General features: G+C 73.1%; 23 protein-coding genes. 8 read left to right on the top strand and 15 right to left on the bottom strand.

Going from position 1 to position 23557, the window contains the following annotated elements:
- Positions 1 to 19 precede the first annotated feature (19 nt).
- Positions 20 to 649: a class I SAM-dependent methyltransferase gene (locus M1P99_RS24770; RefSeq protein ID WP_304454981.1), complete on the top strand. Its 630-nt coding sequence runs from the start codon at positions 20 to 22 to the stop codon at positions 647 to 649.
- 190 nt (positions 650 to 839) lie between these two features.
- Here the strand turns inward: M1P99_RS24770 and M1P99_RS24765 are convergent, their stop codons facing one another.
- Both M1P99_RS24765 and M1P99_RS24760 read right to left on the bottom strand, forming a co-directional pair.
- On the bottom strand, positions 840 to 1619 hold the full coding sequence (locus M1P99_RS24765) for a TSUP family transporter (protein WP_304454980.1): 780 nt from the start codon (positions 1617 to 1619) through the stop codon (positions 840 to 842).
- Between the two features lie 166 nt (positions 1620 to 1785).
- Positions 1786 to 2259: a hypothetical protein gene (locus tag M1P99_RS24760; protein ID WP_304454979.1), complete on the bottom strand. Its 474-nt coding sequence runs from the start codon at positions 2257 to 2259 to the stop codon at positions 1786 to 1788.
- A 326-nt stretch (positions 2260 to 2585) separates the two neighbouring features.
- Between M1P99_RS24760 and M1P99_RS24755 the strand changes: the two genes are divergently transcribed.
- On the top strand, positions 2586 to 2843 hold the full coding sequence (locus M1P99_RS24755; protein WP_304454978.1) for a hypothetical protein: 258 nt from the start codon (positions 2586 to 2588) through the stop codon (positions 2841 to 2843).
- A gap of 4 nt (positions 2844 to 2847) precedes the next feature.
- Here M1P99_RS24755 and M1P99_RS24750 read toward each other — a convergent pair whose 3' ends face one another.
- The 4 genes from M1P99_RS24750 to M1P99_RS24735 form a co-directional block, all read right to left on the bottom strand.
- Positions 2848 to 3570 (bottom strand): potassium channel family protein, encoded by a 723-nt coding sequence (locus tag M1P99_RS24750; RefSeq protein WP_304454977.1) that lies wholly within the window; start codon positions 3568 to 3570, stop codon positions 2848 to 2850.
- Positions 3571 to 3666: 96 nt separating this feature from the next.
- Positions 3667 to 4299: an alpha/beta hydrolase gene (locus tag M1P99_RS24745; protein ID WP_304454976.1), complete on the bottom strand. Its 633-nt coding sequence runs from the start codon at positions 4297 to 4299 to the stop codon at positions 3667 to 3669.
- A complete protein-coding gene (locus M1P99_RS24740; RefSeq protein WP_304454975.1) occupies positions 4296 to 5246 on the bottom strand; it encodes a ring-cleaving dioxygenase in 951 nt (316 codons plus the stop codon). Before M1P99_RS24740 ends, M1P99_RS24745 begins: the two co-directional genes overlap by 4 nt.
- 264 nt (positions 5247 to 5510) lie before the next feature.
- Positions 5511 to 6821, bottom strand: a complete 1311-nt coding sequence (locus M1P99_RS24735; RefSeq protein WP_304454974.1) for an MFS transporter — start codon at positions 6819 to 6821, stop codon at positions 5511 to 5513.
- Between the two features lie 70 nt (positions 6822 to 6891).
- Here M1P99_RS24735 and M1P99_RS24730 point away from each other — a divergent pair, with 70 nt between their 5' ends.
- Positions 6892 to 7839: a LysR family transcriptional regulator gene (locus tag M1P99_RS24730; RefSeq protein WP_304454973.1), complete on the top strand. Its 948-nt coding sequence runs from the start codon at positions 6892 to 6894 to the stop codon at positions 7837 to 7839.
- 58 nt (positions 7840 to 7897) lie between these two features.
- On the opposite strand, the gene M1P99_RS24725 is transcribed toward M1P99_RS24730, so the two are convergent.
- From M1P99_RS24725 to M1P99_RS24695, 7 genes are all read right to left on the bottom strand, one after another.
- Complete coding sequence (locus M1P99_RS24725; protein WP_304454972.1) at positions 7898 to 8353, bottom strand: cupredoxin domain-containing protein; 456 nt, start codon at positions 8351 to 8353, stop codon at positions 7898 to 7900.
- 262 nt (positions 8354 to 8615) lie between these two features.
- Positions 8616 to 10073 (bottom strand): aldehyde dehydrogenase family protein, encoded by a 1458-nt coding sequence (locus M1P99_RS24720; RefSeq protein ID WP_304454971.1) that lies wholly within the window; start codon positions 10071 to 10073, stop codon positions 8616 to 8618.
- A 46-nt stretch (positions 10074 to 10119) separates the two neighbouring features.
- Positions 10120 to 10956: an ABC transporter ATP-binding protein gene (locus tag M1P99_RS24715; RefSeq protein WP_304455823.1), complete on the bottom strand. Its 837-nt coding sequence runs from the start codon at positions 10954 to 10956 to the stop codon at positions 10120 to 10122.
- Positions 10957 to 10988: 32 nt separating this feature from the next.
- Positions 10989 to 11861 (bottom strand): ABC transporter permease, encoded by an 873-nt coding sequence (locus M1P99_RS24710; RefSeq protein ID WP_304454970.1) that lies wholly within the window; start codon positions 11859 to 11861, stop codon positions 10989 to 10991.
- Entirely contained in the window at positions 11858 to 12709 is an 852-nt protein-coding gene (locus tag M1P99_RS24705) for an ABC transporter permease (protein ID WP_304454969.1), read from the bottom strand. The genes M1P99_RS24710 and M1P99_RS24705 overlap by 4 nt, the downstream gene beginning before the upstream one ends.
- Entirely contained in the window at positions 12706 to 13671 is a 966-nt protein-coding gene (locus M1P99_RS24700) for an ABC transporter substrate-binding protein (protein WP_304454968.1), read from the bottom strand. Before M1P99_RS24700 ends, M1P99_RS24705 begins: the two co-directional genes overlap by 4 nt.
- A gap of 110 nt (positions 13672 to 13781) precedes the next feature.
- The gene (locus tag M1P99_RS24695; protein ID WP_304454967.1) at positions 13782 to 14738 is read right to left on the bottom strand and encodes an ABC transporter substrate-binding protein; all 957 of its coding nucleotides are present in this window, start codon (positions 14736 to 14738) and stop codon (positions 13782 to 13784) included.
- A gap of 362 nt (positions 14739 to 15100) precedes the next feature.
- Here M1P99_RS24695 and M1P99_RS24690 point away from each other — a divergent pair, with 362 nt between their 5' ends.
- Entirely contained in the window at positions 15101 to 16042 is a 942-nt protein-coding gene (locus M1P99_RS24690) for a sucrase ferredoxin (protein WP_304454966.1), read from the top strand.
- 125 nt (positions 16043 to 16167) lie between these two features.
- Here M1P99_RS24690 and M1P99_RS24685 read toward each other — a convergent pair whose 3' ends face one another.
- Positions 16168 to 18042, bottom strand: a complete 1875-nt coding sequence (locus tag M1P99_RS24685) for a serine/threonine-protein kinase (protein ID WP_304454965.1) — start codon at positions 18040 to 18042, stop codon at positions 16168 to 16170.
- Between the two features lie 489 nt (positions 18043 to 18531).
- On the opposite strand from M1P99_RS24685, the gene M1P99_RS24680 reads away from it, so the two are divergent.
- Both M1P99_RS24680 and M1P99_RS24675 read left to right on the top strand, forming a co-directional pair.
- Complete coding sequence (locus tag M1P99_RS24680) at positions 18532 to 19800, top strand: cytochrome P450 (RefSeq protein ID WP_304454964.1); 1269 nt, start codon at positions 18532 to 18534, stop codon at positions 19798 to 19800.
- A 71-nt stretch (positions 19801 to 19871) separates the two neighbouring features.
- Positions 19872 to 20981 (top strand): endo-1,4-beta-xylanase, encoded by a 1110-nt coding sequence (locus M1P99_RS24675; RefSeq protein ID WP_304454963.1) that lies wholly within the window; start codon positions 19872 to 19874, stop codon positions 20979 to 20981.
- 55 nt (positions 20982 to 21036) lie between these two features.
- Here M1P99_RS24675 and M1P99_RS24670 read toward each other — a convergent pair whose 3' ends face one another.
- The gene (locus M1P99_RS24670; RefSeq protein WP_304454962.1) at positions 21037 to 21843 is read right to left on the bottom strand and encodes an SDR family oxidoreductase; all 807 of its coding nucleotides are present in this window, start codon (positions 21841 to 21843) and stop codon (positions 21037 to 21039) included.
- Positions 21844 to 21936: 93 nt separating this feature from the next.
- On the opposite strand from M1P99_RS24670, the gene M1P99_RS24665 reads away from it, so the two are divergent.
- Positions 21937 to 22554: a TetR/AcrR family transcriptional regulator gene (locus M1P99_RS24665; protein WP_304454961.1), complete on the top strand. Its 618-nt coding sequence runs from the start codon at positions 21937 to 21939 to the stop codon at positions 22552 to 22554.
- A 91-nt stretch (positions 22555 to 22645) separates the two neighbouring features.
- On the top strand, positions 22646 to 23545 hold the full coding sequence (locus M1P99_RS24660) for an aminoglycoside phosphotransferase family protein (protein ID WP_304454960.1): 900 nt from the start codon (positions 22646 to 22648) through the stop codon (positions 23543 to 23545).
- The last annotated feature ends 12 nt before the right edge of the window (positions 23546 to 23557 follow it).

The raw sequence follows: 23557 nt of genomic DNA, 5'->3' as shown, positions 1-23557 counted from the left end.
TGACGAGGAGAACGACTCGATGAGACAACGCATCCACGCCCGACTGCACGCCGCCGTGCACCACCGCGGCGGCGACGGCTTCGACCGACGACGGAGTGAGTCCTACGACCGGCTGGCCCAACGGACGCTGCGGGGACTGTACCGGCGGGTGGCCTCCGACGTCGCGCGTGCGACGCCCCCGCGAGGACAGGTGCTCGATGTGGGAACCGGTCCGGGGCGGCTGCTGCACGAGGTCGCCGCGAAGCGGAGCGATCTGTCCCTCATGGGCGTCGACCCGTCCGAGGACATGATCGCGCTCGCCGAACGGCTGTCCGCAGAGCGCGGATCGGCCGGTCGCACCGCCTTCCGTGTCGCCGACGTGGCGGCACTTCCCCAGGCCGACCACAGCGTCGACCTCGTGGTGTCGACTCTGAGCATGCACCACTGGCCGGATCCGGAGGCGGCCGCCGCGGAGCTGGCCCGCGTGATCCGCCCGGGGGGCCGGCTGATGGTCTACGACTTCCGCTTCGCGCCGGTCGATGAGGCGATGAGCGCGCTGAGTCGACACCCGGTGTTCGCGCAGGGGTCGCCGGTGCGCGAACCGGTGCGCACCGGCTGGTTCCCCTTCGCGGTGTTCCAGCTCCTGGCGCTGTCCGCGTCCGGGCACTGACCTCCGTCGAGCAGAACCTCCCGGAGCCGTGCGCGAGCCGATCCCGGTGCCCGGATGCGTCCGGGCCGGCTCGCGCACGGCTCGTCTGGCTGAGGCCCGGCCCGGCGGCACGGGCCTCAGTCGGACGTGGAGGACGAGATGTCGAGTTGGACCGCCGTGTACGTGTCCGACAACGCCCAGGGGTGCCGGGTCAGGGGCCGGCCAGGACGTCCCAGCCCATGCGCACGAGGAGGGCCAGCACGACCACGAGCAGGACGGCACGGACGAATCCGGAGCCGCGCCTGAGCGCCATACGGGCACCGATCTGGGCGCCGATGATGGTGCTCACGGCCAGACCCAGGCCCAGCAGCCAGTCGATGTGGCCGCCGAAGGCGAACACGACCAGGGCGCCGAGGTTGGTGCACACGTTGACGATCTTGGCCGAGGCGGAGGCGGTGACGAAGTCCATGCCCAGGACGGCGGTCAGGGCGATGATGAGGAAGACGCCGGTGCCGGGGCCGATCAGCCCGTCGTAGAAGCTGACGCCGAGCCCGGCCAGGGCGATGGCGGCCAGCAGGCGGTTGCGGGTGCGCAGGCGGGGGTCGGCGACCGAGCCCATGGCGGGGCGGACGTAGACCAGCAGGGCCACACCGGCCAGGACGACCATGATGACGGGTTTGAGGACGTCGGCGGTCAGGGCGGTGGCCAGGACCGCTCCCAGTCCCGAGCCCAGCAGCGCGAGCGCGGAGGTGGGCAGGACCACGCTGCGGTCCAGCGGCACGCGGCGGGCGTAGGCGAGGGCGGCGGACGTGGTGCCGAAGACCGCGCCGAGCTTGTTCGTGCCCAGCAGGGTGGCCAGGGGTGTGCTGGGCGCCGCGACCAGCAGTGCGGGCAGCAGGAGGAGGCCTCCCCCGCCGACGACGGCGTCGACCCAGCCCGCGGCCACGCCGGCGAGCAGGAGCAGGCCCAGGATCTCGGGGTCGAGGGTCACTGGTCGCCCTGGGAACGTGAGGGGATCATGGGTTCTTTTCGGTGGGCGGAGTGGGTCGTGGCGATTCTAGCGGCGGGGGCGGTGTGAGCCGCGCCTCGCCGGGGTTCGGACGCCCAGCGCCTTTACGACGTAGATCACCCATTGCCGCGCAGCCGGGGCGGCCCCCTCAGCCCTGGGCGTCCGAGTGCTCCTGGCCCCTGCCCCGGCCCCGGCCCCGCGCGAGCTTGACGCAGACGATCGCGGCGGCGCCGACGGCGATGAGCACGGCCAGCCCGCCGAAGGGAACCCACAGCGGCGACGCCACGAGGGAGCTGATCCAGAAGAGTCCGGCCACGGCGTAACCGCTCCCCGCGGCCAGGGCCAGGACGTTCACCAGGACCGTGGTCAGGTTGTGGGAGGAGCCGGCTTCGGACTGCGTCTGGTAGCTGACCCCGAACCCTCCCGGAAGGCCGACGCCGAACTGCTGGATCTCGGCCGGCCGCAGCATCATGTGGGTCGGCGGCTGCGGCGCGGCCCCGGGCCGGGCGGAGGCCGGCGGCGCGGGCTCCGTCGGCACCTCGTCCTCCAGGTCCTCCGAACTCGCCACCTCGACCTCGGCGCCCGCCGCCCCGTGCGGCACTTCGTCACTGAGGTCGTCCATGTCCGCTCCCCTCGGCCAGGGTCCGCGAACGCTCGACGCGGATCGGGTCGTCCGCGTCGCGCGTCGGCATCTCATCACTGAGGTCTTCCTCACTCAGCACCACGAGCCGGTCCTGCCGACCGTCCTCCGGCATGCCACCCCCATCCCCGTCAGTCGATGACCATTTGCATCCAGAGGATGACCCGTTGCAAGCATCGACGTTGGCGCGCCGTCAGATTCAGTCAACGTATGTATGATTGATGCATATTGACTGTTCCAAACGCGTACGACAACTGACTCCGGGCAGTATGTCGGAGTCGGTGGCCCTACGCAGGAAGGCGGCGAGCATGGCCCGCACGCAATCGCGCCAGGAGACCGAGGACCAGGCCGCGGTCACGAAGGTGCACCGGGTGACCGTCAACCTGACCGAGAACTCCCACGAGAAGCTGGAAGAGACCGTCAAGCTCACGGGGCGGAACAAGACGGACACCATCAACCGCGCCATCCAGGTCAACGCCTGGCTGGAGGAGGCCATCCAGAACGGGGCGAGCGTCTTCGTGCAGGAGGGAGGGGACGGGGAGCTGCAGAAGATCGTGCTCCTGTGACTCCTCAGCCGCCCTGTGCGCTCTTGGCGTCCTCGGTGTCCTTGCGGTCCTGCTGCTGGATGTTGGAGACGAACGCGGACGCCACCGCGGCAGTGAGCGTACCCACGAGCGAGATCCCCATGATCATCATGGCGACCGCCACCAGGCGGCCCTGGAAGGTGACCGGGTAGAAGTCGCCGTAGCCGACCGTCGTCACCGTGACCACCGACCACCACAGGGCGTCGCCGAACTCGGTGATGTTCGCCCCGGGGGCGTGCTGCTCGACGTCCAGGACGGCGATGGCGCCCAGGACGGACGTCAGCGCGGCCGTGCCGGCCACGTACATCGACGCCTTGCCGCTCAGCGTCCCCGCCAGGGAGCGGTTCAGCATGCGCAGCAGGGCGAGCAGCCGCAGCAGCCGCAGCGTGCGGAACATGGGGAGCACGATCAGGACCACGTCGTACCAGTGCCGGAGCGCGTACCACGCCCGGTGCTCGGCCAGGTAGAGCCGGATGAAGAAGTCGACGGCGAACGCCGCCCACACCGTCCACGACAGGGCGCGCAGCATGGAGCGCAGGTCGCTGTCCAAGCTCTGGTCGATGACGGGCCAGGCGTAGGCGACCAGGAACGCCCCGGCCAGGAGCAGCATCGGGATCTCCACGCGCTGTTCCCAGCGGGCGACCCGTGCGCCGTGGTCGCGGCGTCCGGCGGGCTTCTTGTTCTCGTTGCCCTCGTGCGGTGCTGCCATGGGGGACCGGTCTCCGTTCTGCGTTGGATCGCCACAGGTGAGTGCACGTCCACGTAACCAGAGAGCGGACACCGCCACGACACCCGGGCGTCACGGTCAGAACGCGCTGTCGGCCCACCACCGTTGGACCTCGGCCAGCACGCGCGGCGGGATCGCGTGTCCGCCGGGGTGTTCGCGCGCCGTCACCGCCGCGCCCCGCTCCCCCAGCTGGGCGGCCAGCAGGCGCGCCTGGTCGATGGGGGTGACGGGGTCGGCCTGTCCGGCCCCCAGGAAGACCCGCGTACCGGACAGGTCCACCGGCTCGGGCTCGCGGCCCTGCAGGGGCGCTCCGGCGGCGAAGAGCGCGGCGCCGGCCAGGAGGTCCGGGTGGAGCAGCAGCAGGGCCGCGGCGGTGTTGGCGCCGTTGGAGAACCCGCTGGCCACGATCCGCCGCGGGTCCAGGCCGTAGGAGCGGGTCGCGGCGGTGGTGAACTCCGCCAGCTCGGCGGACCGTTCGATGAGGTCGTCGACGTCGAAGACGCCCTCGCGCAGGCGGCGGAACCAGCGGCTGGCCCCGTTCTCGTCGACCTGGCCGCGCGGCGAGAGCAGCGCCGCGCCGGGCGCCAGGGCACGGCCCAGCGGCAGCAGGTCGTGCTCGTCGGCGCCGGTGCCGTGGAGCAGGAGAACGGTGGGCGCCCCGGGCTCGGTCGCGGGCTCGAACACGTGGACGAAGTCGTCGGTGGTGGTCACCGTCCGACCCGGACCTCGGGCAGGCGGGCGGCGATCTGCTCGCGGTCGGGCTCCATCCACGGCGGGAGTTTGAGGGAGCGGCCCAGTTCCAGGAGGGGTTCGTCGTAGTCGAACCCGGGGCCGTCGGTGGCGATCTCCAGCAGGGCCCCGCCGGGCTCGCGGAAGTAGATCGAGGTGAAGTAGCAGCGGTCGCGGATCTCCGTCACGCCCACGCCGTCGCCCTCCAGCCGCTCGCGCCAGGCCTTCTGGACGGGGCCGTCCGGGGCGCGGTAGGCGACGTGGTGGACGGTTCCGGCGGCCACGAGGCCGCGTTCGGCCCGGGGCCGGGCCAGGACGTCGACGATGGTGCCCACCCCGGCGCCGGAGTCGTTGGTGCGAAAGCGCAGGCGGTCGCCGTCCTCCTCGGCCAGGCGGAAGCCCAACCGCCCTCCGAGCATCTCGGCGGTGCCCTCGACGTCGTTCTCGGTGAAGGTGACCGCGCGGATGCCGCGGATGGCGTGTTCGGCGGGGACCCGGCCGCCGTCCCAGGGGTCGGTGTCGTGGGAGTCGGCGCTGGCGGCGAGTTCGATGACCAGGCCGTCGGGGTCGCGCAGGCTGAGCACGTCCTCCGCTCCGCGCTCGGCGGGCCGTGTGGTGGGTACGTCCAGTGCGGCCAGGTGGTCGGCCCACCAGCCCAGGGAGCCCTCGGGCACGGAGAAGGTCGTCGTGGTGGCCTGGCCGGCGCCGCGCCGTCCCCGTGGTGCGTCGGGCCAGGGGAAGAAGGTCATGATCGTGCCGGGATTGCCCGCACGGTCGCCGTAGTAGAAGTGGTAGGTCTGCGGCGCGTCGAAGTTGACCGTGCGTTTGACCATGCGCATGCCCAGGGCGTTGAGGTAGAAGTCCGCGTTGGCCTGGGGGTCGCTTGCGATCGCGGTCACGTGGTGGATCCCCGAGGGCCGCACGTCCATGTCGTCACCTTCCGTCGAGCGCTCACCGGATCTGAGACCGGGAAGTAGTTCAACTTTAAATTAGATGGCCCGCTTTGTCTCTACCCTGCCCCAACAACACCACGAGGCCGCCCGCGACACGGTGGTGCCGCGCCCGGGCGACCGGAGGGACGTTCATCCCCCGCGGCACCATCGGCCACGGGCGGGTGCGCGGGCGCACCGGGCACGGTCCGGCCGACGCGCGGGGACCGCACTGACGCTGTGCGGCAGCCCGCCACCGGGCGATCAGCCCCGTGCGCCCGCGCCGTGGCCGGTCGCCGCCGCGGATCCGCCGCACCGGTCCGGGGTCTGCTTCGTGGGCTCCTGGGCAGGCGCGGGAGCGGGCAGTCGGCGCAGGCGCAGCGCCACCAGGGCGGCCGCGGCGCACAGGCCCACGGCGAAGAGCACCGCGCCGTTCCAGCCCGCCGCGTCATAGACCAGGCCGCCCAGCCAGCCGAAGAGGCTGGAGCCGAGGTAGTAGGCCAGCGTGTACAGGGCCATGGCCTGGGCGCGCCCGGCCGAGGCACGCGATCCCACCCACGCCGAGGCGGTGGCGTGGGCGCTGAAGAAGCTGAAGGTCAGCACCAGCAGGGCCGCCAGCAGGCCGACCAGGACGCCGGCGAACAGGCCCGCCAGCCCCACGGCCATGAGTCCGGTGGACACCGTCAGGACGGCGTAGCCGCCGAAGCGGGCGGTGGCCGATCCGGCGACGGCGGAGCCGAGCATCCCGGCGGTGTAGGAGAGGAAGAGCAGGGAGGCGGCGGCCTGGGACAGCCCGAACGGTTCGGCCGTGAGCCGAAAGCCCAGCAGGTTGTAGACGGTCATGAACGCGCCCATGAGCAGCAGGGCCTGGGCGTAGAGGGCGGGCAGCCCCCGGGCGGTGAGCGCCGAGCGCAGGCGGGCCGCCAGGGACGGGCCCGCGGCGCGTCCGGACGCCGTCGCCGGACGGGGCGCCCGCCCCCGGGGCAGGACGAGCACGAACACCGCCAGGGCGACCAGGCCCAGCAGTGTGTTGGCGGCGATCCCCCAGGCCCAGCCGCCGTGGTCGGCGGCGAACCCGGCCAGCAGCCGCCCGCCCATGCCGCCCAGCGGGTTGCCCGCGATGTAGAGCCCGGTGGCGCGTGGGGCGTCGGCGGGGTGGATCTCCTCGGCGAGGTAGGACACCGCGGCGGCGGGGACCCCGCCCAGCGCGGCGCCCTGGAGGGCGCGCAGGGCCAGCAGGAGCCAGAGGTCCGCGGCCAGGGGTGCCGCGCACCCCAGGAGGGTGGCCACGAGCAGCGAGGCGGTGATGACGCGGGCGCGGCCGAAGCGGTCGGCGGCCCCGCTCCAGACCAGGGTGAACCCGGCCAGGCCGCCGGTGGCGACGGAGACGGTGAGCGCGGCCTGGCTCGCGGAGGTGTCGAAGCCCTCGGCGATGGCGGGCAGGATCGGCTGGACCGACCACAGCTGGGCGAAGGTGGCCACCGCGGCGGCGACCAGGGCGACGACCGTGCGGCGGTAGGCGCGGCTGCCCGCGCGGGGGCGCGGATCGGGGGTGGTCGGGCTGGTCGCGGTCATGCCCTCCACGCTAGGCAGGGCCGTTTCATACGTCCAATGCATGATTTGTCGCTGATGCATACTGGATCGCATGAATGAAGTGGACGCGCTGGCCCAGGTCCTGGTCCCCCGGCTGCGGATGGTCGCGGCGGTGGCCCGCACCGAACACGTCACACAGGCGGCCGAGTCGCTGGGCGTGCCCCAGCCCACGCTCAGCCGCGCGCTGGCGCGGGTGCAGGAGGAGATGGGCATCGCGCTCGTGGAGCGCACGGGGCGGGGTGTGCGGCTGACCCGGGCCGGGCAGAGGCTGCTCCCCTACGTGGAGCGGGCCCTGGAGGACCTGCGCGAGGGGTTGGCCGACCTGACCGGCGCCGAGGAGGGCCGGGTGGCGCTGACCTTCCTGCCCACGCTCGGCGTCGAAGTGGTTCCGGCGCTGCTGCGGGGGTTTCGCGCCGAGCATCCGGGGGTGCGCTTCACCCTGACCCAGGAGCCCTGGGCGGAGTCCCTGCGGCGGCTGTCCGCGGGTGGGGCGGACCTGGCGCTGACCTCGCCGCTGCCCGCGGACCCGGGGCTGGCGTCGGCGGTGCTGCACACGCAGTGGCTTCGGCTGGTGGTGCCCGAGCACCACCGGCTGTCGTCCTCGGCGGGGCCGGTGTCGGCCGCGTCCGCGGTGGCCGAGGAGTTCGTGCTGCTCAAGCCCGGGCGGGGGGTGCGCCATCTGACCGACCGGTTGCTGGACGAGGCGGGTGTGACGCCGCGGGTGGCGTTCGAGGCCGACGACATCGCCACGGCGCGGGGGCTGGTGGCGGCGGGCCTGGGGGTGTCGGTGCTGCCCGCACGGCCGCGCGGGCCCCTGCCGGGGACCGTGGAACTGGGCCTGGCGGAGGAGGGCGCCGACCGGCCGGTGGGGGTGGTCTGGCCGCGGGCGTCCGTGGACGGCGGCAGCGGGCGTCGGGCGTTCGAGCCGCCCGCGGTCGCGTTGTTCCGCGACTACGTGTGCCGGGTGGGCCCGCGGACCATCCCCGACCTGACCGGTTGAGGAGCCCTCCCGCCCCGGGGTTCGGCCGGGGCGGGACGGAGGCCGGGCGGGGAGCCGCCTACTCGACGGTGACGGTCTGTTCCATGCCCATCTCGCGGTGGGTGCCCACGGAGCAGTAGAAGGTGTAGGTGCCGGGCTCCAGGGTGACGGTGCCGGTGGCGCTCCCTCCACCGTCGGTCACGGGAATGACGGTCTCGTCGCCGAGCTCCTCGACGACCAGGTCGTGCGGGGCCTCCCCGGCGTTGTCGAACGTGATCTCGACGGTCCCGGCCGGGAGGGTCTCGGGGATGCCCTCGAAGGCCATCTCCGAGGCGGTGACGGTGAAGGCGTCGGCCGCTTCGGCGGCCTCGCCCTCGGCGGAGTCGCCGGGCTCCTCGGCGCCGCCCTCGGCGGTCTCCCCGCCTTCGGCCGCGGACTCCTCCGCGGCGGGCGCGGCGGCCTGGTCCTCGGACGAACAGGCGGCCAGACCGAAGGCTCCGGCGGCCACCAGGGCGATCAGGGCGAGGCGTGACATGTGGTGCTCCTTGGCATCGGAGTGGCACCGAACGCGGACGTGGGGCGCGTCGGTTCGGCGCCGGGCGGGAATGCGGCCGGGGCAGTGACTCCCAGCAGCGCTCCGACCACACTAGCCGCATTGCTTTCCAGTAAACACATGAACTCTCAAGTGAAGAGGAGCACAGGCGTCACGGTCCCGGCGCATGTCCTCGGCCGGTCGTCCGTCGGGCCGGGCCGCGGCCGGGGCGCCCCCACACGCGCCCCGGCCGCGGCCCCGCCGTCTAGAAGGGGTAGCGCGCCGGGTCGGCCTGCATCGTGACCCACTGGGTCTCGGTGAAGGCCTCCATGTTGGCGCGGGTACCGCCGAAGCGGGATCCTGTGCCCGAGTCGCCCACGCCCCCGAAGGGCGCGACCGCCTCGTCGTCCACGGTCTGGTCGTTGATGTGCACGATCCCGCTGGGGACCCGGTCGGCGATCTCCATGCCGCGCATCGGGTTGCGGGTGAGCACGCCCAGGCTCAGTCCGTACTCGGTGGTGTTGGCCAGCTCCACGAGCTCGTCGATCGAGGAGAAGCGCACCACCGGGGCCACCGGCCCGAAGACCTCCTGGGCGTAGGCGGGTGTGGCGGCCCCGACCCGGTCCAGGACGGTGGGCCGGTAGAACAGGTCCTGGTAGGTGCCGCCCGCGCGCAGCCGTGCCCCGGCGTCGACGCTGCCCGTGACCAGGGCGTGGATCTTGTCGCGCTGGCCGGCGTCGATGACCGGGCCCAGGGCGGCGCCGTCCTCCTCGGTGCTGCCCACGGTCAGGGCGTCGGCCCTGGCCGCCAGGCTTTCGACGTAGGCGTCGGCGACCGCCTCGTGCACCAGGTGCCGGCCGGTGGTCATGCAGATCTGCCCCTGGTGCAGGAACGAGCCCCAGGCGCCGATCGAGGCGGCGGCGTCCACGTCGACGTCGTCCAGGACCACCAGCGGGGAGTTGCCGCCCAGTTCCAGGTGCGCGCGCTTGAGGTGGCGCCCCGCGGCCTCGCCGACCTTGCGCCCGGCCTCGGTGGAGCCGGTGAAGGAGATGACCCGCACGTGGGGGTCGGTGATGAGGGCCTGGCCCGCCTCGGCCCCGCCGGGCAGGACCTGCAGGACCCCCTCGGGCACCCCGGCCCGGCGGAAGACCTCGGCCATGACGGCGCCGCCACACACCGCCGTGCGCGGGTCGGGCTTGAGGATGACGGCGTTGCCGACCGCCAGGGCCGGGGCGACCGAGCGGATGCCCAGGATGAGCGGCACGTTGAAGGGGGCGATGACGCCCACGACGCCGACGGGTACCTGGCGGGCGAAGCTCAGCCGGGGCTTGGCGGTGCGCAGGATCTCGCCGTGGGGCTGGGAGGCCAGGGCGGCGGCCTCGAAGCACTCCGCGGCCGAGACGTGGACCTGGAAGCCCGCCATCCCGGCGGCGGCCCCGCCCTCGCGGCGCAGCCAGCCCGAGATCTCCTCGGCGTTGGCCTCCAGCAGGTCTCCGGCGCGGCGCAGCACGGCGGCGCGTTCCTCGAAGGAGGCCGCGGCCCAGTCGCGCTGGGCCCGGGCGGCCCGGGCCGCGGCGTCGTGGACGTCCTCTCCGTCGGCGATGCCGATGCGGCCCAGGACGGTTCCGGTGGACGGTGAGACCACGGGCGCGTCACCGCCCTTGGCCGGGGTCCACGTTCCGGTGAAGACGGCCGAGGTGTGGTCGTCGGCGAGCAGGGTCACGGTGTGTCTCCTTCGACGGTGGTGACGGGGTGGTCGTGCGCGCGGGTCAGTGCACGGCGGTCGAGGCGCGGTCGGCTCCGGCGGCGCTGTCGGCCGGGCCGGCGGATGTGCCCCCGGCGCTGTTCTTGGCCTGCTGGATCTCGGCGTAGACGCGGGCGCGCAGTTCGGTGAAGCGCTCGTCCTGGCGTGTGGTGAGCTGGTCGCGTTCCGCGGGCAGGTCGACGGTGATGTCATCCTGCACGATGGTGGGCGAGGATGACAGGACCAGGACGCGCTCGCCCAGGTAGACCGCCTCGTCGATGTCGTGGGTGACGAACAGGACGGTGACGCCCATGCGCCGCCAGATGGTGCGGATGAGGTCCTCCAGGTCGGCGCGGGTCTGGGCGTCCACCGCGGCGAAGGGCTCGTCCATCAGCAGGACCTGGGGTTCGTAGGCGATGGCGCGGGCGATGGCCACGCGCTGTTGCATGCCGCCCGAGAGCTGCCAGGGGTAGGCGTCGGCGAACGCGGTCAGGCCCACGGCCTCCAGGGACTCGGCGACCAGTTCGGCGCGGCGGGCCTTGGTCAGCTTCTTCTCCTTGAGGGGGAGTTCGACGTTGGCGCGCACGGTCATCCACGCGAAGAGGCTGCGGCCGTACTCCTGGAAGACCACGGCCATGTCGGGCGGCGGGGCGGTGACGGGCCGCCCGGCCAGCTCCACCGTGCCGCTCGTGGGCGGCATGAGCCCGGCGATGCACTTGAGCAGTGTGGTCTTGCCGCAGCCGGAGGGGCCGACCAGGCACACGAGTTCGCCCTCGGCCAGGTCGAAGGTGAGGTCGCGGACGGCCTCCACGTCCTTGGCGCCCCCGTGGTAGATCTTCTGCAGTCCGGTGACCTTGAGCATGGTGCCGTGTTCTCCTTGGTGGTTCATGGCTCTCACTCCCCCCGGTGGGCGGCGCGCAGGCCGCGGTACCAGTACAGGACGCGGCTCTCGGCGAGCTCGAAGAGCGCGGACAGGGCGAAGCCGATCAGGCCCAGCAGCACCATGCCCGCCCACATCTCGGGGATGGCGAAGCTGCGCTGGAACTGGACGATGGCGAAGCCCAGGCCGCTGGAGCTGGCGAACATCTCGCTGATGACCATGAGGATGATGGCCAGGGCCAGGGCCAGGCGCAGTCCCGCCATGATCTGCGGACTGGCCGAGCGCAGGATGAGTACGCGCAGCCGGGTGGTGCCCCCGATGCCGTAGCAGCGGGCGGTGTCGGCCAGGACCGGGTCCACGGCCCGTACGCCCTCGACGGTGTTGAGCAGGATCGGCCACACGCAGCCGGAGACGATGACCATGATCTTCATGGAGTCGTCGATGCCCGCGAGCAGGATCATCAGCGGGACCAGGACGGGCGGCGGAATGGCGCGCAGGAACTCCAGGAGGGGTTCGAGTGTGGCGCGCACACGGGTGGACATGCCCAACAGCACGCCCAGGGACACGCCGATCAGGGCGGCCAGGGTGAAGCCGGTGAGCAGGCGGGCGAGGCTGGGCAGCACGTCGCTGAACAGGCGCTCGGAGAACCACAGCTCCCCGAAGGCGGACGCGATGAGGTCGGGCGTGGGCGTGTAGTAGCTGCTGGAGGTGGCGCTGGCGTAGGCGTAGACGCCGATGAGCACCACGGGCAGGAGCAGGACGTGGAGCACGCGGCTCCCGGCGCGGCGGGCGGTGCCGCCGCGCGGCCGGCGGGGCGCTCGGGTCTCGCGGGCGGCTGCCGCCGCGGATTCCGTGGTGGCCGGGTCGGTCTGGGTGGGCTGGCTCATGCGGTGGCCTCCCCGCGGACGGACGTGTGCCAGCGCAGGACGCGCCGTTCCAGGACGCGTACGCCGGTGTTGATGACCACGCCCAGCGCGCCGGTGGCGACGATGAGGGCGTAGACGGACTCCACGGCGCCGCTGGACTGGGCGACGGCGATCTCCCGGCCGATGCCGGGTGAGCCGATGACCAGCTGGGCGGTGATGGACAGGATGAGGGCGACGGCCGCGGCCAGGCGCAGCCCGGTCATGAGGTAGGGCAGGGTCGTGGGCCACACGACGTGGCGGACGCGGGCCAGGCGGCCCAGTCCGTAGGAGCGCGCGGTCTGCTCGGCCACCGGGTCGACGTCGGCGACGCCGTAGAGCACCTGGATGTAGATGAGCCAGAAACAGGCGTAGACGACCAGGAGCAGCGTGGAGCGGATGTCGGTGCCGTAGAGCAGCACGGCCAGCGGGATGAGCGCGACCGAGGGGATGGGTCGCAGGAAGTCGACCGTGGAGGTGGTGTAGGCGCGGATCCGGGGCAGGGCGCCCAGGGTGAAGCCGAGCACGACCGCGGCGGTGAAGGCGATGGCCAGGCCCAGGGCCCAGCCGGCGAGGGTGTCGCCGACCGCGGCCCAGAACCCGGGCGTGGTGGCGCGCGCTCCCAGGGCGACCAGCACCTCGGTGGCGGGCGGCAGGTAGCGGTCGGAGACCACGCCCAGGCGCGGCACGGCCTCCCACAGACCGAGGAAGGCCAGGATGCCCAGGGCGCCGAGCAGAGGGCGGCCCAGGCCGTCCCGGGCGGGGCGGCGGGGACTCCGGGCGGGCGCGGGCGGGTCGGGCGCGCGGCTTTCGGTGGCGGGTGTGGCGGTCATCGGATCATCGTGTCCAGGTCGGGTGCGGAGTCGATCAGCCCGTCGGTGACCATCAGTGCGGCGACGGTCTCCAGGGCCTCCCGGTCGATCTCGGACGGGAAGCGCGGCCAGCGCAGGTCCTCGACCAGGTCGGGGTCGATCTCGGTGAAGGAGGTGAGGACGCCGGCCGTCTCGTCGGGGTGGTCGGTGGCGTAGTCGAGGGAGGCGTCCATGGCCTCGCTGAAGGCGTCCACGGTGTCGGGATCGGAGCCGATGAGGTCGTCGCCGGTGAAGTAGGCGGCGATGGACAGGTCCGGGTGCAGGTCGACGAAGTTCGCGGCGACGGGAGTGGCGCCCTGGGCCAGGGAGATGCTGAGGAAGGGCTCGACGACCCAGGCGGCGTCGACCTGGCCGTTGGACAGGGCGCCAGGCATGTCGGGGAAGGCGAGTTCGACGAAGTCGACGTCGGTGGGGTCGCCCCCGCCGACGCGGACGGAGTTGCGCACCGAGGTGTCACCGATGTTCCGGAGGTTGTCGATGGCCACGGTGGCGCCCTCCAGGTCGGCGGCGCTCTGGATGGGGCTGTCGGGCGGAACGACCAGGGCGCTGTAGTCGGTGTCGGCGTCACCGGTGGTGGTCATCCCGTTGGCGACCATGGTCAGGGGCAGGCCCTGTTCACGGGCGATCATCAGGGAGACCACGTTGCCGAAGGCGAAGTCCAGTTCGCCGCTGACCACGCGCGGCACGGTCGTGGCACCGCCGCCTCCGGTCTCGATGGTCACGTCCAGACCGCGCTCTTCGAACAGGCCCCGTTCGACACCGAGGTAGAGCGGGGCCACGGCGGTGATGGGCAGAACGCCCACGGTGACGGGGGTGAGTCCGTCGCCGTCGGGATCGTCGGTGGTCCGGGCGCCGGTGCCGCAGGACGCGACCGCCAGGGTCGCCGCGGTGGCCAGGGCCGTCGTGCGGAGCGGTCTCTTCATGGTCGGACATCTCCTGCGTCGTCTGCGTCGATGGGGGGAGGGTCCGCCCGGCGGGGGGCTGCCGGGCGGACCGGGAGGGGGTCGGATCGCCGCGGCCCTCGGCACCGGTGCTACCGGTAGAGGGCGTCCAGGTCGGGCTCGGAGTCGACGAGGCCGTCCTCGACCATGAGGTCGGCGAGGGTCTGGACCGAGTCGGTGTCGATGGCGGCGGGGAAGCGCGGCAGGGTGAGCTCCTCGATCACGCTCTGGTCGATCTCGGTGTAGGTGGTGATGACGGCGCGAACGTCGTCGGGGTGGGCCTCGGCGTAGGCCAGGGACTCCTCCAGGGCCGAGGTCAGGTCGTCGAAGAGTTCGGGGTCCTCGGCCACGCGCGGTTCGGCGGCGAAGTAGGCGGCCACCGACAGGTTCTCGTGCGTGTCGACGAAGTTGGAGGCGATCTCGCGCCCACCGGACTCGCGGATGATCGAGGCGAAGGGCTCCACGGCCCAGACGGCGTCGATCTGTCCGGTCTCCAGGGCGGCGGGCATGTCGGGGAAGGGCAGTTCGAGGAACTCGACTCCGGTGGGGTCTCCCCCGGCCTCGCGCACGGACTCCCGGACGGTCGTGTCGCCGATGTTGTTGAGGTTGTTGATCGCCACCGTGGCGCCCTCCAGGTCGGCGGCGCTCTCGACGGGGCTGTCGTCGGGGACGAAGACCCCGCCGAAGTCGGCTCCCTGCTCGCCCACGCTGGTGACGCCGTTGGAGAGCGTGACCAGGGGCAGGCCCTCCTCGCGGGCCACGATGAGCGAGACCAGGTTGCTGAAACCGAGGTCGAACTCGCCGCTGATGACGCCGGGGACGATGGCGGCGCCGCCGGAGCCGGACTCCAGTCGCAGGTCGATGCCGTGCTCGGCGAAGATGCCCTGCTCCACCCCGAGGTAGACGGGGGCGACGTCGACGATCGGGATGACGCCGGCGGTGAGCGTGGTCAGCTCCCCGTCCTCCTCCGAGGACGCTCCCTGTGCCCCGCAGGCGGTGGCGGCCAGGAGGGCGGCGCCCGTAGCGAGGGCGACCAGTGGACGGCGCATGGGAACTCCAAGAGGGGGTCGGTGGAAGCGGTCGGTGGACGACGTGGATCGACACCAGGTTGTGCGAGCTACGAACATGTGTTCTTTAAGCGAACATAAGTGATCCGGGTCACGGGGTCAAGGTGTCGACAGGGCACATTTCGAGCACGTGAACGGGTGGGCGGTGGGATGGATTCGCCTGGTCACGGCCACACCTGCGCCACCACGGGCGACCAGGAGCCGCCGCAGGGCCGATCCCGCGCACCATGGGTGCGCACGGAAGAATGGATAGGTTAGCCTTACCTTTAAGCAAGGTTCGGGCAGCGCCCCGCGCTACCGCGACCGACCGCCCCTGCCCCCGTGCCACCCGATTGGACGCGAACGTGCGCCTGCCCACCGCCCCCGACGGCAGCCGAGGATGCTCGGCCCTGGCCCGCTACAGCGGCGAGCAGATCGCCGGAACGGCGGGCCGGACCGGCGGATGGCTCCTGGTGGAGCACAACGGGCCCTGGCGCCACCCCGCCCTGGCCAGTCCCGGCTTGGACCGCGAGGCCGCCGCCGAACTGGCCCGGCGCGTGGCCGACCGCGACGTCAAGCCCCAGCTCATCAAGCGCCCGGGCCGCGTCCGCGCCGACGACGACGGCGGCCCGCTGCGCGCCTACCTCGCGCACACCGGCCGCTCGGGGGCCTGGACGCGGCGTCTGGACTTCGACGACCTCGCCGAACTACTGGACTACGACCTCACCGCCGCGGAGCGCCCCGAGCCGCCCTCCTTCGGCACACCCGTCGACCACACCCTGTACCTGGTGTGCACCCACGCCAAGAAGGACCCGTGCTGCGCGGTCCTGGGCCGCCCGGTGGCCGGTGCCCTGGCGGACGGCGACGCGGAGGTGTGGGAGACCACCCACGTGGGCGGCGACCGCTTCGCCGCCAACCTCGTGGCACTCCCCCAGGGCGTGTACTTCGGCCGTCTGGACCCCGACTCGGCGGTGCGGGCGGTGGCCGCCTTCGAACGCGGCGAGGTGGTCCCGGACCACTACCGCGGCCGCTGCACCGACTCCCCCGCCGCCCAGGCGGCCGAGGCGGCCCTGCGCGCACGGCTGGGGACCGTGGGCCTGGACGCGGTCGTCCACCTGGACGAGCGCGAGACCGAGGCGGGGGTGCGCGTCACCCTGGGCCACGGCGGCGGCGTGTACACGGTCTCGGTCGCCACTGTCGAGGGCCGGGCCTGCCCGACCACCTGCTCGGCCGTCGAGCCCACCCGCCCGGTGCGCCACGAGGTCACCGAGATCCGGCGGACCCCCGCTGTGACCGCCGCCCGCTGACCACGGGGGACGCGCCCAGCCCGGGCCCCGGCCACGGGCGCCGGTCGGGCTCCCCCTCGTCGACGACGAACGCGGCGGCCCCTCTCGGGAGCCGCCGCGCGTGTGCGGTGGTGGAGCCGGGCCGGTCAGCCCCAGAAGCCGAACCCGTAGAGCAGGAAGTTCGTGGCGGCGATGACGCCCAAGGCCAGCACCGCGCCGGTGACGAACGCCGTGCGCAGCGACCGCACCAGGAACTCCAGCGACACCAGGTTGTTGAACAGGAAGTACCCGAGCATCGTCGCGCTCCAGAACCCGGTCATGCTCAAGGGCTCGAAGGCGAAGGCCGATCCGTTCCACACCTGGGTCTGGGTGGTGAACCACTCCCAGGCGAGCGAGGCGCCGTAGCCCAGCGGGATCTGGACCAGCGGCAGGATCAGCAGCGGCAGGAGCTTGACGAAGCCCCACACCCCCGGCTGGTCCGCCTGGCGCGCCTGGGCCTGGGCCCGGCGCGTGGCCTCCTGTTCCGCGCGCAGGCGCTCGCGGTGCACGCGCTCGGCCTCCTGGCGGCGGCGCTGCTCCTCCATCTGCCGCTGCTGTTCGGCCCGGCGCCGCTGCTCCTCGGCTTGCTGCTGGGCCCGCGCCTGCTCGGCCTGCATCCGGCGCTGCTGCTCCTGCTGCCGGTACCCGGCGGTGTCGGCGCCGCCGCGGCGCTCGCCGTACAGTCCGGCGTAGGGGTCGTCGTCGGCGGGACGGGCCTGCTGCCCGTACCGGCCCTGCCCGTACTGCCCCTGGCTCTGGCCGTACTGGGCCTGGCTCTGGCCGTACTGCCCCTGCCCGTACTGGGCCGTGGGCGGTGTCCCCGGCTGCTGCTGCGTGGCGGGGAACTGTGCGGTGGGCCGGTATCCCTGCCCCTCGGCGGTCGGCTGGTGCCCCTGGGCACCCATGACCGACGTGGCGCCGTGGTCGCCCGCGCCCTGGGCGTGCGGCCCGTCCGCCGGAGCGACCCGGGTGGCCTGGTCGTCACCGAGCGCGCCCGCGGCGGCGGCGCCCGCCGCCCCGCCCAGCGCGGCCGCGCCGCCCGCGCCCAGGACCTCGGTGCGGCGGTGCCCGCCGGTGGCCTGGGGGTCGTGCGCCGAGCCCGCCAGCGCCCGGTTGACCTTGGCGACCTGCTCCTGCACACCCCTCATCACCGCCGGGGGGAGCCAGGCGGTACCGGCGGGCACGTCACCGAGGTAGTCGAGGATCTCGCCCGGGCTCGGCCGCCCGGAGGCGTCCTTGGACAGGCACGCCGCCACCAGGTGGCGCAGGGACTCCGGGACGGCGGACAGGTCCGGCTCGCGGCTGATGATGCGCATGACCATCGTGGGCATGCTGCCCTCGCCGAAGGGGCCCGTGCCGGTGGCGGCGAAGGCCAGGACGGCGCCGTAGGCGAACAGGTCGCTGGCGGGGCCGAGCGCCTCGCCCTGGACCTGTTCGGGGCTCATGAAGCCCGGGGTGCCGATGACCGACTGCGTGGCCGCCGTGCCGTCGGTGGCGCGGGCGATGCCGAAGTCGATGACCCGTGGGCCGTCCTCGGACAACAGGACGTTGCCGGGCTTGAGGTCGCGGTGGATCAGCCCGACCCGGTGGATCTCGGCGAGCGCCTCGGCCAGCCCGGCCGCGAGCACGTGCACGCTGGCCTCGGGCAGCGGACCGTGGGCCCGGAGCGCCTCGTCCAGCGGCAGCGAGGGGACGTAGGAGGTGACCAGCCAGGGCACCTCGTCATCGGGTCCGGCGTCGATGACGGGGGCGGTGAAGGCGCCGCTGACCTGGCGGGCCGCCGTCACCTCGCGGGCGAAGCGCTCACGGAAGGAGGCGTCGGCGGCCATGTGCGGGTGGATGCGCTTGATCGCGACCGCTCTCCCCCCGGCCGAACGCCCCAGGAACACCTGGCCCATGCCACCGGATCCCAGGCGGTTGATCAGCCGGTACCGGCCGATCCTCTCCGGATCCGCGCTCTCCAAGGGAGCCAACGTCCTCAACCTCCGACTCTGCCGTGTGTCGTCCCGGGGCCTGAGCGATCGTAGCCAACAGCAGGGCGCGGGCCCCGTCGCGACCGTTCACGCCCGGTGTCCTACCGAGGACACGACCGGACGCGCGAGCGCCGTGCCCACTCGGGAGAGGCCCAGTCTAGGGGTCGCGCTCCCCCGGACGGCCACCCTGCACCGTGTGGGATCCGCTGCCCGCCGGTGGGGTTCGCACGGGCGCCGGCGGGTTCGATCGGACGAAGGTGAGCGGGCCAACGAGTGGGCGTGCGCACGAGTTCCCTCCTGACCGGCCCCGGCCAACCGGTGGAGGGCCGCCCGCCAGGGGAAGGACACGCCCTAGTCTGGCCGTCACCGGCCCAGGCCGGACGTGAACGAGCACGTGTGCCCGGCCCCCGGGCGCACACCGCCGCTGTCGGAGCGCCGCGTGAGCCAGGATCCCCCCGCTCGTCCGGCGGGCAGAGCACCCGAGAAAGGACCTGCACCATGCCTTGGCCCGACACCCTTCGGCCGGACTCACTGCGCGTCGACGCCCGGCTGCGCCTGGCCCGGGGTGCCTCCTGGATGGCGGCCCAGCGGGGGGACCACCCCAGCCGCCTCCTGCACTGGCCCTGGAGGGAGAACCCCTACCCCACCTACGCCCGCCTGCGTGGCCAGGGCCCGCTCGTCACCAGCACCCTGGGGTTCCGGAGCGCGAACTCCCACGCCGCGGTGCGCGAGATCCTGCGCAGCCGCGACTTCGGTGCCGAGCCGCCCGAGGGCTTCAGCTCTCCCTCCCAGTTCCGCGTGGTGGCGCTGTCCTTCCTGCAGATGGACCCGCCCGAGCACACGCGGCTGCGCGCGCTGGCCCGGCCGGCGTTCACTCCGCGCAGGATGCGCGCGTACCGCCCCGAGATCGAGAAGATCACCGGTGAGCTGCTGGACCGGGCGCTGGCGCGGGGCGGGTTCGACCTCATGGCCGACTTCGCCCAGAAGCTGCCGATCGCGATCATCAGTCGGCTGTTGGGCGTCCCCGAACGCGATGACGCGGAGTTCGTGCGGATCGGCACCCTCATCGGGGGCGCACTCGACGGCGCCCATTCGGCGCGTCACGTGCGACAGATCCAGGGCGCCTCGGCAGAATTGGACGCGATGTTCGAGCGGCTCATGGCCGAGCGGCGCCGGGATCCGAGGGAGGACGTGATCTCGGCTCTGACGGCCCACGCGGACGGGGGCCGGATGACGGCCGCCGAACTGCGGGACATGTGCCGCCTGTTGCTGTTGGCCGGCTTCGAGACCACGGTGAACCTGATCGGGAACGGAATGCTGGCGCTGCTGCGCCACCGGGACCAGTGGGAGCGCCTGGTGGCCGACCCGGAGCTGGCGGGTGGCGCGGTGGAGGAGGTCCTGCGGTTCGACTCGCCCGTGCAGCTGACCGGCCGCTGGGCGCACACCGACACCGAGGTGGAGGGTGTGCCGGTCCGGCGCGGCGGTCAGGTGATGGCGTTGATCGGGTCGGCGAACCGCGACCCGGCCCACTTCACCGACCCGGACCGCTTCGACATCACCCGGACCGCCGCCGGTGACCACCTGGCCTTCTCCGGCGGCGAACACTACTGCCTGGGTGCGCCCCTGGCCAGGCTGGAGGGGCAGATCGCACTGCGGGCCCTGGCCGAGCGCGCGCCGGGGCTGCGGCCCACCGCGATGCCCACGCGCCGACGCACGCTCACCGTGCGCTCGCTGTCGGCGTTCCCCGTCACGACCGGTTCCCGGTAGCGGTGGGGACGGGCGAACGGGAGGCCCGACCGCGGCGGCGGTCGCGAACCCGGGGAAGGACGGTCCTCATCATGGCCGTTGCCGGATGTACCGCGATCATGTGCGCGACGGCGCTGCTGGCGTTCACAGGGCCCTGGGCCGACGGCGGCCCGCCGACAGGCAGCGGGGACCTGCCCGTGCTGGCGCGGGCCAACGGAGTGGACCTGGGGGTGGCGGTGGCCGTCGACCCCCTGCTGGGCGACGGCGGCTACCGGGACGTGGTCGGCGGGCACTACACGTCGGTGACGGCCGAGAACACCATGAAGTGGGACCACGTCCAGCCCGAGCGGGGCGTGTTCGACTGGAGCGGCCCGGACGCGATGGTCGACTTCGCCGAGGCCCACGGCATGAACGCGCGCGGACACACCCTGCTGTGGCACAACCAGCAGCCCGAGTGGCTGTCGCGGGGCGAGTGGACCTCCGCCGAGCTGCGCGGGGTCCTGCGCGAGCACATGGAAGCGCTCATGGGGCGCTACCAGGGCCGGATCGGGGCGTGGGACGTGATCAACGAACCGTTCGAGGACGGTGAGCCGTTCCTGCGCGAGAACCTGTGGCACCAGGTGCTGGGCGAGGACTACATCGCCGAGGCGCTGCGGATGGCGCACGAGGTCGACCCCGGGGCGCGGCTCTACATCAACGAGTTCAACATCGAGGGCGGCGGCGCCAAGACCGACGCACTCTACGCACTGGCCGCCGACCTGCTGGACCGGGGGGTGCCACTGCACGGCATCGGTTTCCAGGGGCACTTCGTGCACGGCCAGGTCCCCGGGAACCTGGCCGAGACGATGAACCGCTTCACTGATCTGGGCCTGGAGGTGACCGTCACGGAACTGGACGTGCGCATCGCCGAACCGGTGTCGGAGCAGGCGGTCCGGGACCAGCGGGAGGAGTTCCGCCACGTGGTGGCGGCGTGCCTGGAGGTGCCCGACTGCCGAGGTGTGACCGTGTGGGGCGTCAGCGACGCCCACTCCTGGATCCCGGAGTGGTTCCCCGGGTACGACGCGGCCACGCCCTTCGATGAGGACTACTCCCCCAAACCGGCCCTGTGGGGCATGGTGGACGCGCTCTCCCGGGAGCCCTCCGGCCGCTCGGCGGGACGGACTCCCCGGGGTCGGCGGCGCGAACGCACGCCCGCCCCCTGACGCCGAGCGGCGCGCCGGTCCGCCCGTGAGCAGGGGGCCGGCGCGCGGCCGGGTGTCACCGGGCCACGCGCGGGCGGCTCATCATCGCCCCCAGGGCCATGGTGGTCCACCGGCGGCTGACCGCCCGCGTGAGCAGGGAGGTGAGCCGGTTGGACAGGCCTGCGATCACGCTGGGCGGGGGGTTCCTCCGGTCGAGCGCGGCCAGGGCCGTCCTGACCACGTCCGCGGCCTCCATCCTGCGCATCCCGCCGTCGGCGCCGTCTCCGGCGACCTCGAAGAACTCGGTCCGGGTGGCCCCGGGCGACAGGGCGAGCACGCGCAGGCCGGTGCCGCGCGCCTCGTACCACAGCGCCTCGGTGAAGTTCAGGACGAACGCCTTGGCCGCGCCGTAGACGGCCAGCGCGGGGGCGGCCTGGTAGGCCGCCATGCTGGCGACGTTGAGCAGGAAGCCGTCACCGCGTTCGCGCAGGCCTTCGATGAAGGTGCGGCTGATGTCGACGACGCTCGTGACGTCCAGCGCGATCTCGGCGGCCAGGCGTTCGGGGTCCTCCTCGTGGAAGGGCCCGTAGGTGGCGAATCCCGCGTTGTTGATGACACTCGTGACCTCGGTGCCCCGTGCGGCGAGGGCGCGTTCGAGGGCGGCTCCTGCCCTGGGCGCGGCCAGGTCCATGGGGATCGCGGTGGCCTTGGTCCCGTGCTTCTCGGTGAGCTCGCCCGCGAGCGCGTCGAGCCGGTCGAGGCGGCGCGCGACGAGCACCACGTCGGCGCCGCGCGCGGCGACCTGGCGGGCGAACTCTGCGCCCAGCCCCGAGCTCGCCCCGGTGATGAGGACGGTCTGTGCGCGGTAGTCAATGGCGTTCATGCAAGTCTCTTCCACTCGGCGGATTGTCACACTATGACCGCCTGGCACTGAGTGTCAATTGGGCATTGGGGAGCATATGGTTACGATCGAAGCGTGAAACCAGGAGAGACGAACACCGAGCGCCTCTGGACGCGGTCCCGCCGCGCGGCCTACGCGGAGATCACCGAGATCGCGATGGGCCTGTTCCTGAGCAAGGGCTTCGAGGACACGACGATCGACGACATCGCCCGCGCCTCCGGCATCTCACGGCGGTCGTTCTTCCGGTACTTCGGTACCAAGGAGGACATCGTGCTCGGCGACCTCACACAGGAGGGTGAGGACGCCAGGCGCGCACTGGAGGAGCGCCCGGGCTCCGAGCCCCCGTGGACCGCCCTGCGCCACGTCCTGCTGGACATCGCCGCCGGGTCCCGCGACCTCGACCGCATGCTCAAGGTCACGAAGATGATGCACGAGACCCCCTCGCTCAGGTCCCGGTGCATCGAGAAGCACCTCGGGTGGCAGGCCCAGATGACCCCCGAACTGCGGCGCCGACTCGCTCGGGAACACGCCGACGGGCCGTGGCTGGACGTGCGCGCCCAGTCCCTGGTCGCGTGCGCCATCGCCTGCCTGGACGTGGCCGGAGAGGCGTGGGCCCGCGCGGACGGGGCCGTGCCCCTGTGCGAGCTGTTGGAGGCGGCCTTCGACGCGGTCGGTGACACGCGTGAGCCGTGAGGTGCCCCCGCCGCGGCGCCCTGGCCCCCGGCCCGCGCGGACCGGGGACACGGCAGGGACCGGCGCGCCCGGCCCCGTCCAGCCGATCGCCGTGCCCGACGCGCTCGCCGCCTCCGTGACCGGGTTCTTCGGCCCCGAGTGGGCACGGGACCTGCCCGCACTGGCCGCGCGGCAGTGCGACCGGTGGGGGCTGCGGCCCAGCGGCGCCGTCGCGCACGGCATGGTGGCGCTGGTCGTTCCGGTCGAACGCGCCGACGGCTCAACGGCCGTGCTCAAGCTCCAGCCGGTGGACGACGAGACCGCGGGCGAGCCGATCGCGCTCGCCGCGTGGGCGGGCGACGGCGCCGTGGGGCTCCTGGACCACGATCCGGCCACCGGAGCGATGCTGCTGGAGGCCCTCTCCCCCGGGCGGGACCTGTCCCGGGTGGAGATCACCGCGGCGCTGACGGTGATCGGCACCCTGCTGGCCCGGTTGACCGCCTGTCCGGCGCCCGCCGGGCTGCGGGGACTGGGCGCGGTGACCCTGGACCTGGCGGAGCGGGCCGACGGCATCGTGGCCGCGGGTCCGTGCTCGGAGCCCGACCGTTGGCTGCTGGCGGATCTGGCGGCGCGGGCGCGCGAGATCGCGGCCGAGCCGGGTGACCGGCTGCTGCACTGGGATCTGCACTATGGGAACGTCCTGGCCCCGGTGCCCGGCACCGGGCGCGAACCGTGGCTGGCCATCGATCCCAAGCCGCTGGCGGGCGATCCCGCGTTCGATCTGGAGCCCGCGCTGGACAACCGCTGGGACGAGGCCGTGGCCACGGGTGACGTCCGGCGCGCGACCCGGTTCCGCTTCGACCTGCTGACGGAGGTCGCCGGCCTGGAGCGCGAGCGGGCGCGGGCCTGGACCCTGGTGCGGGTGCTCCAGAAGTGCGTGTGGGCGATCGAGGGCGGCGCGGATCGACTGCCGGCCGTGCACGCCGCCATCGCCGGTGCGCTGAGCCGGTAGCCCCGGTGCACG

The sequence above is a fragment of the Nocardiopsis sp. YSL2 genome (assembly GCF_030555055.1).
Taxonomy (GTDB): Bacteria; Actinomycetota; Actinomycetes; order Streptosporangiales; family Streptosporangiaceae; genus Nocardiopsis.
This window is presented reverse-complemented; position numbering and strand designations above follow the sequence as displayed.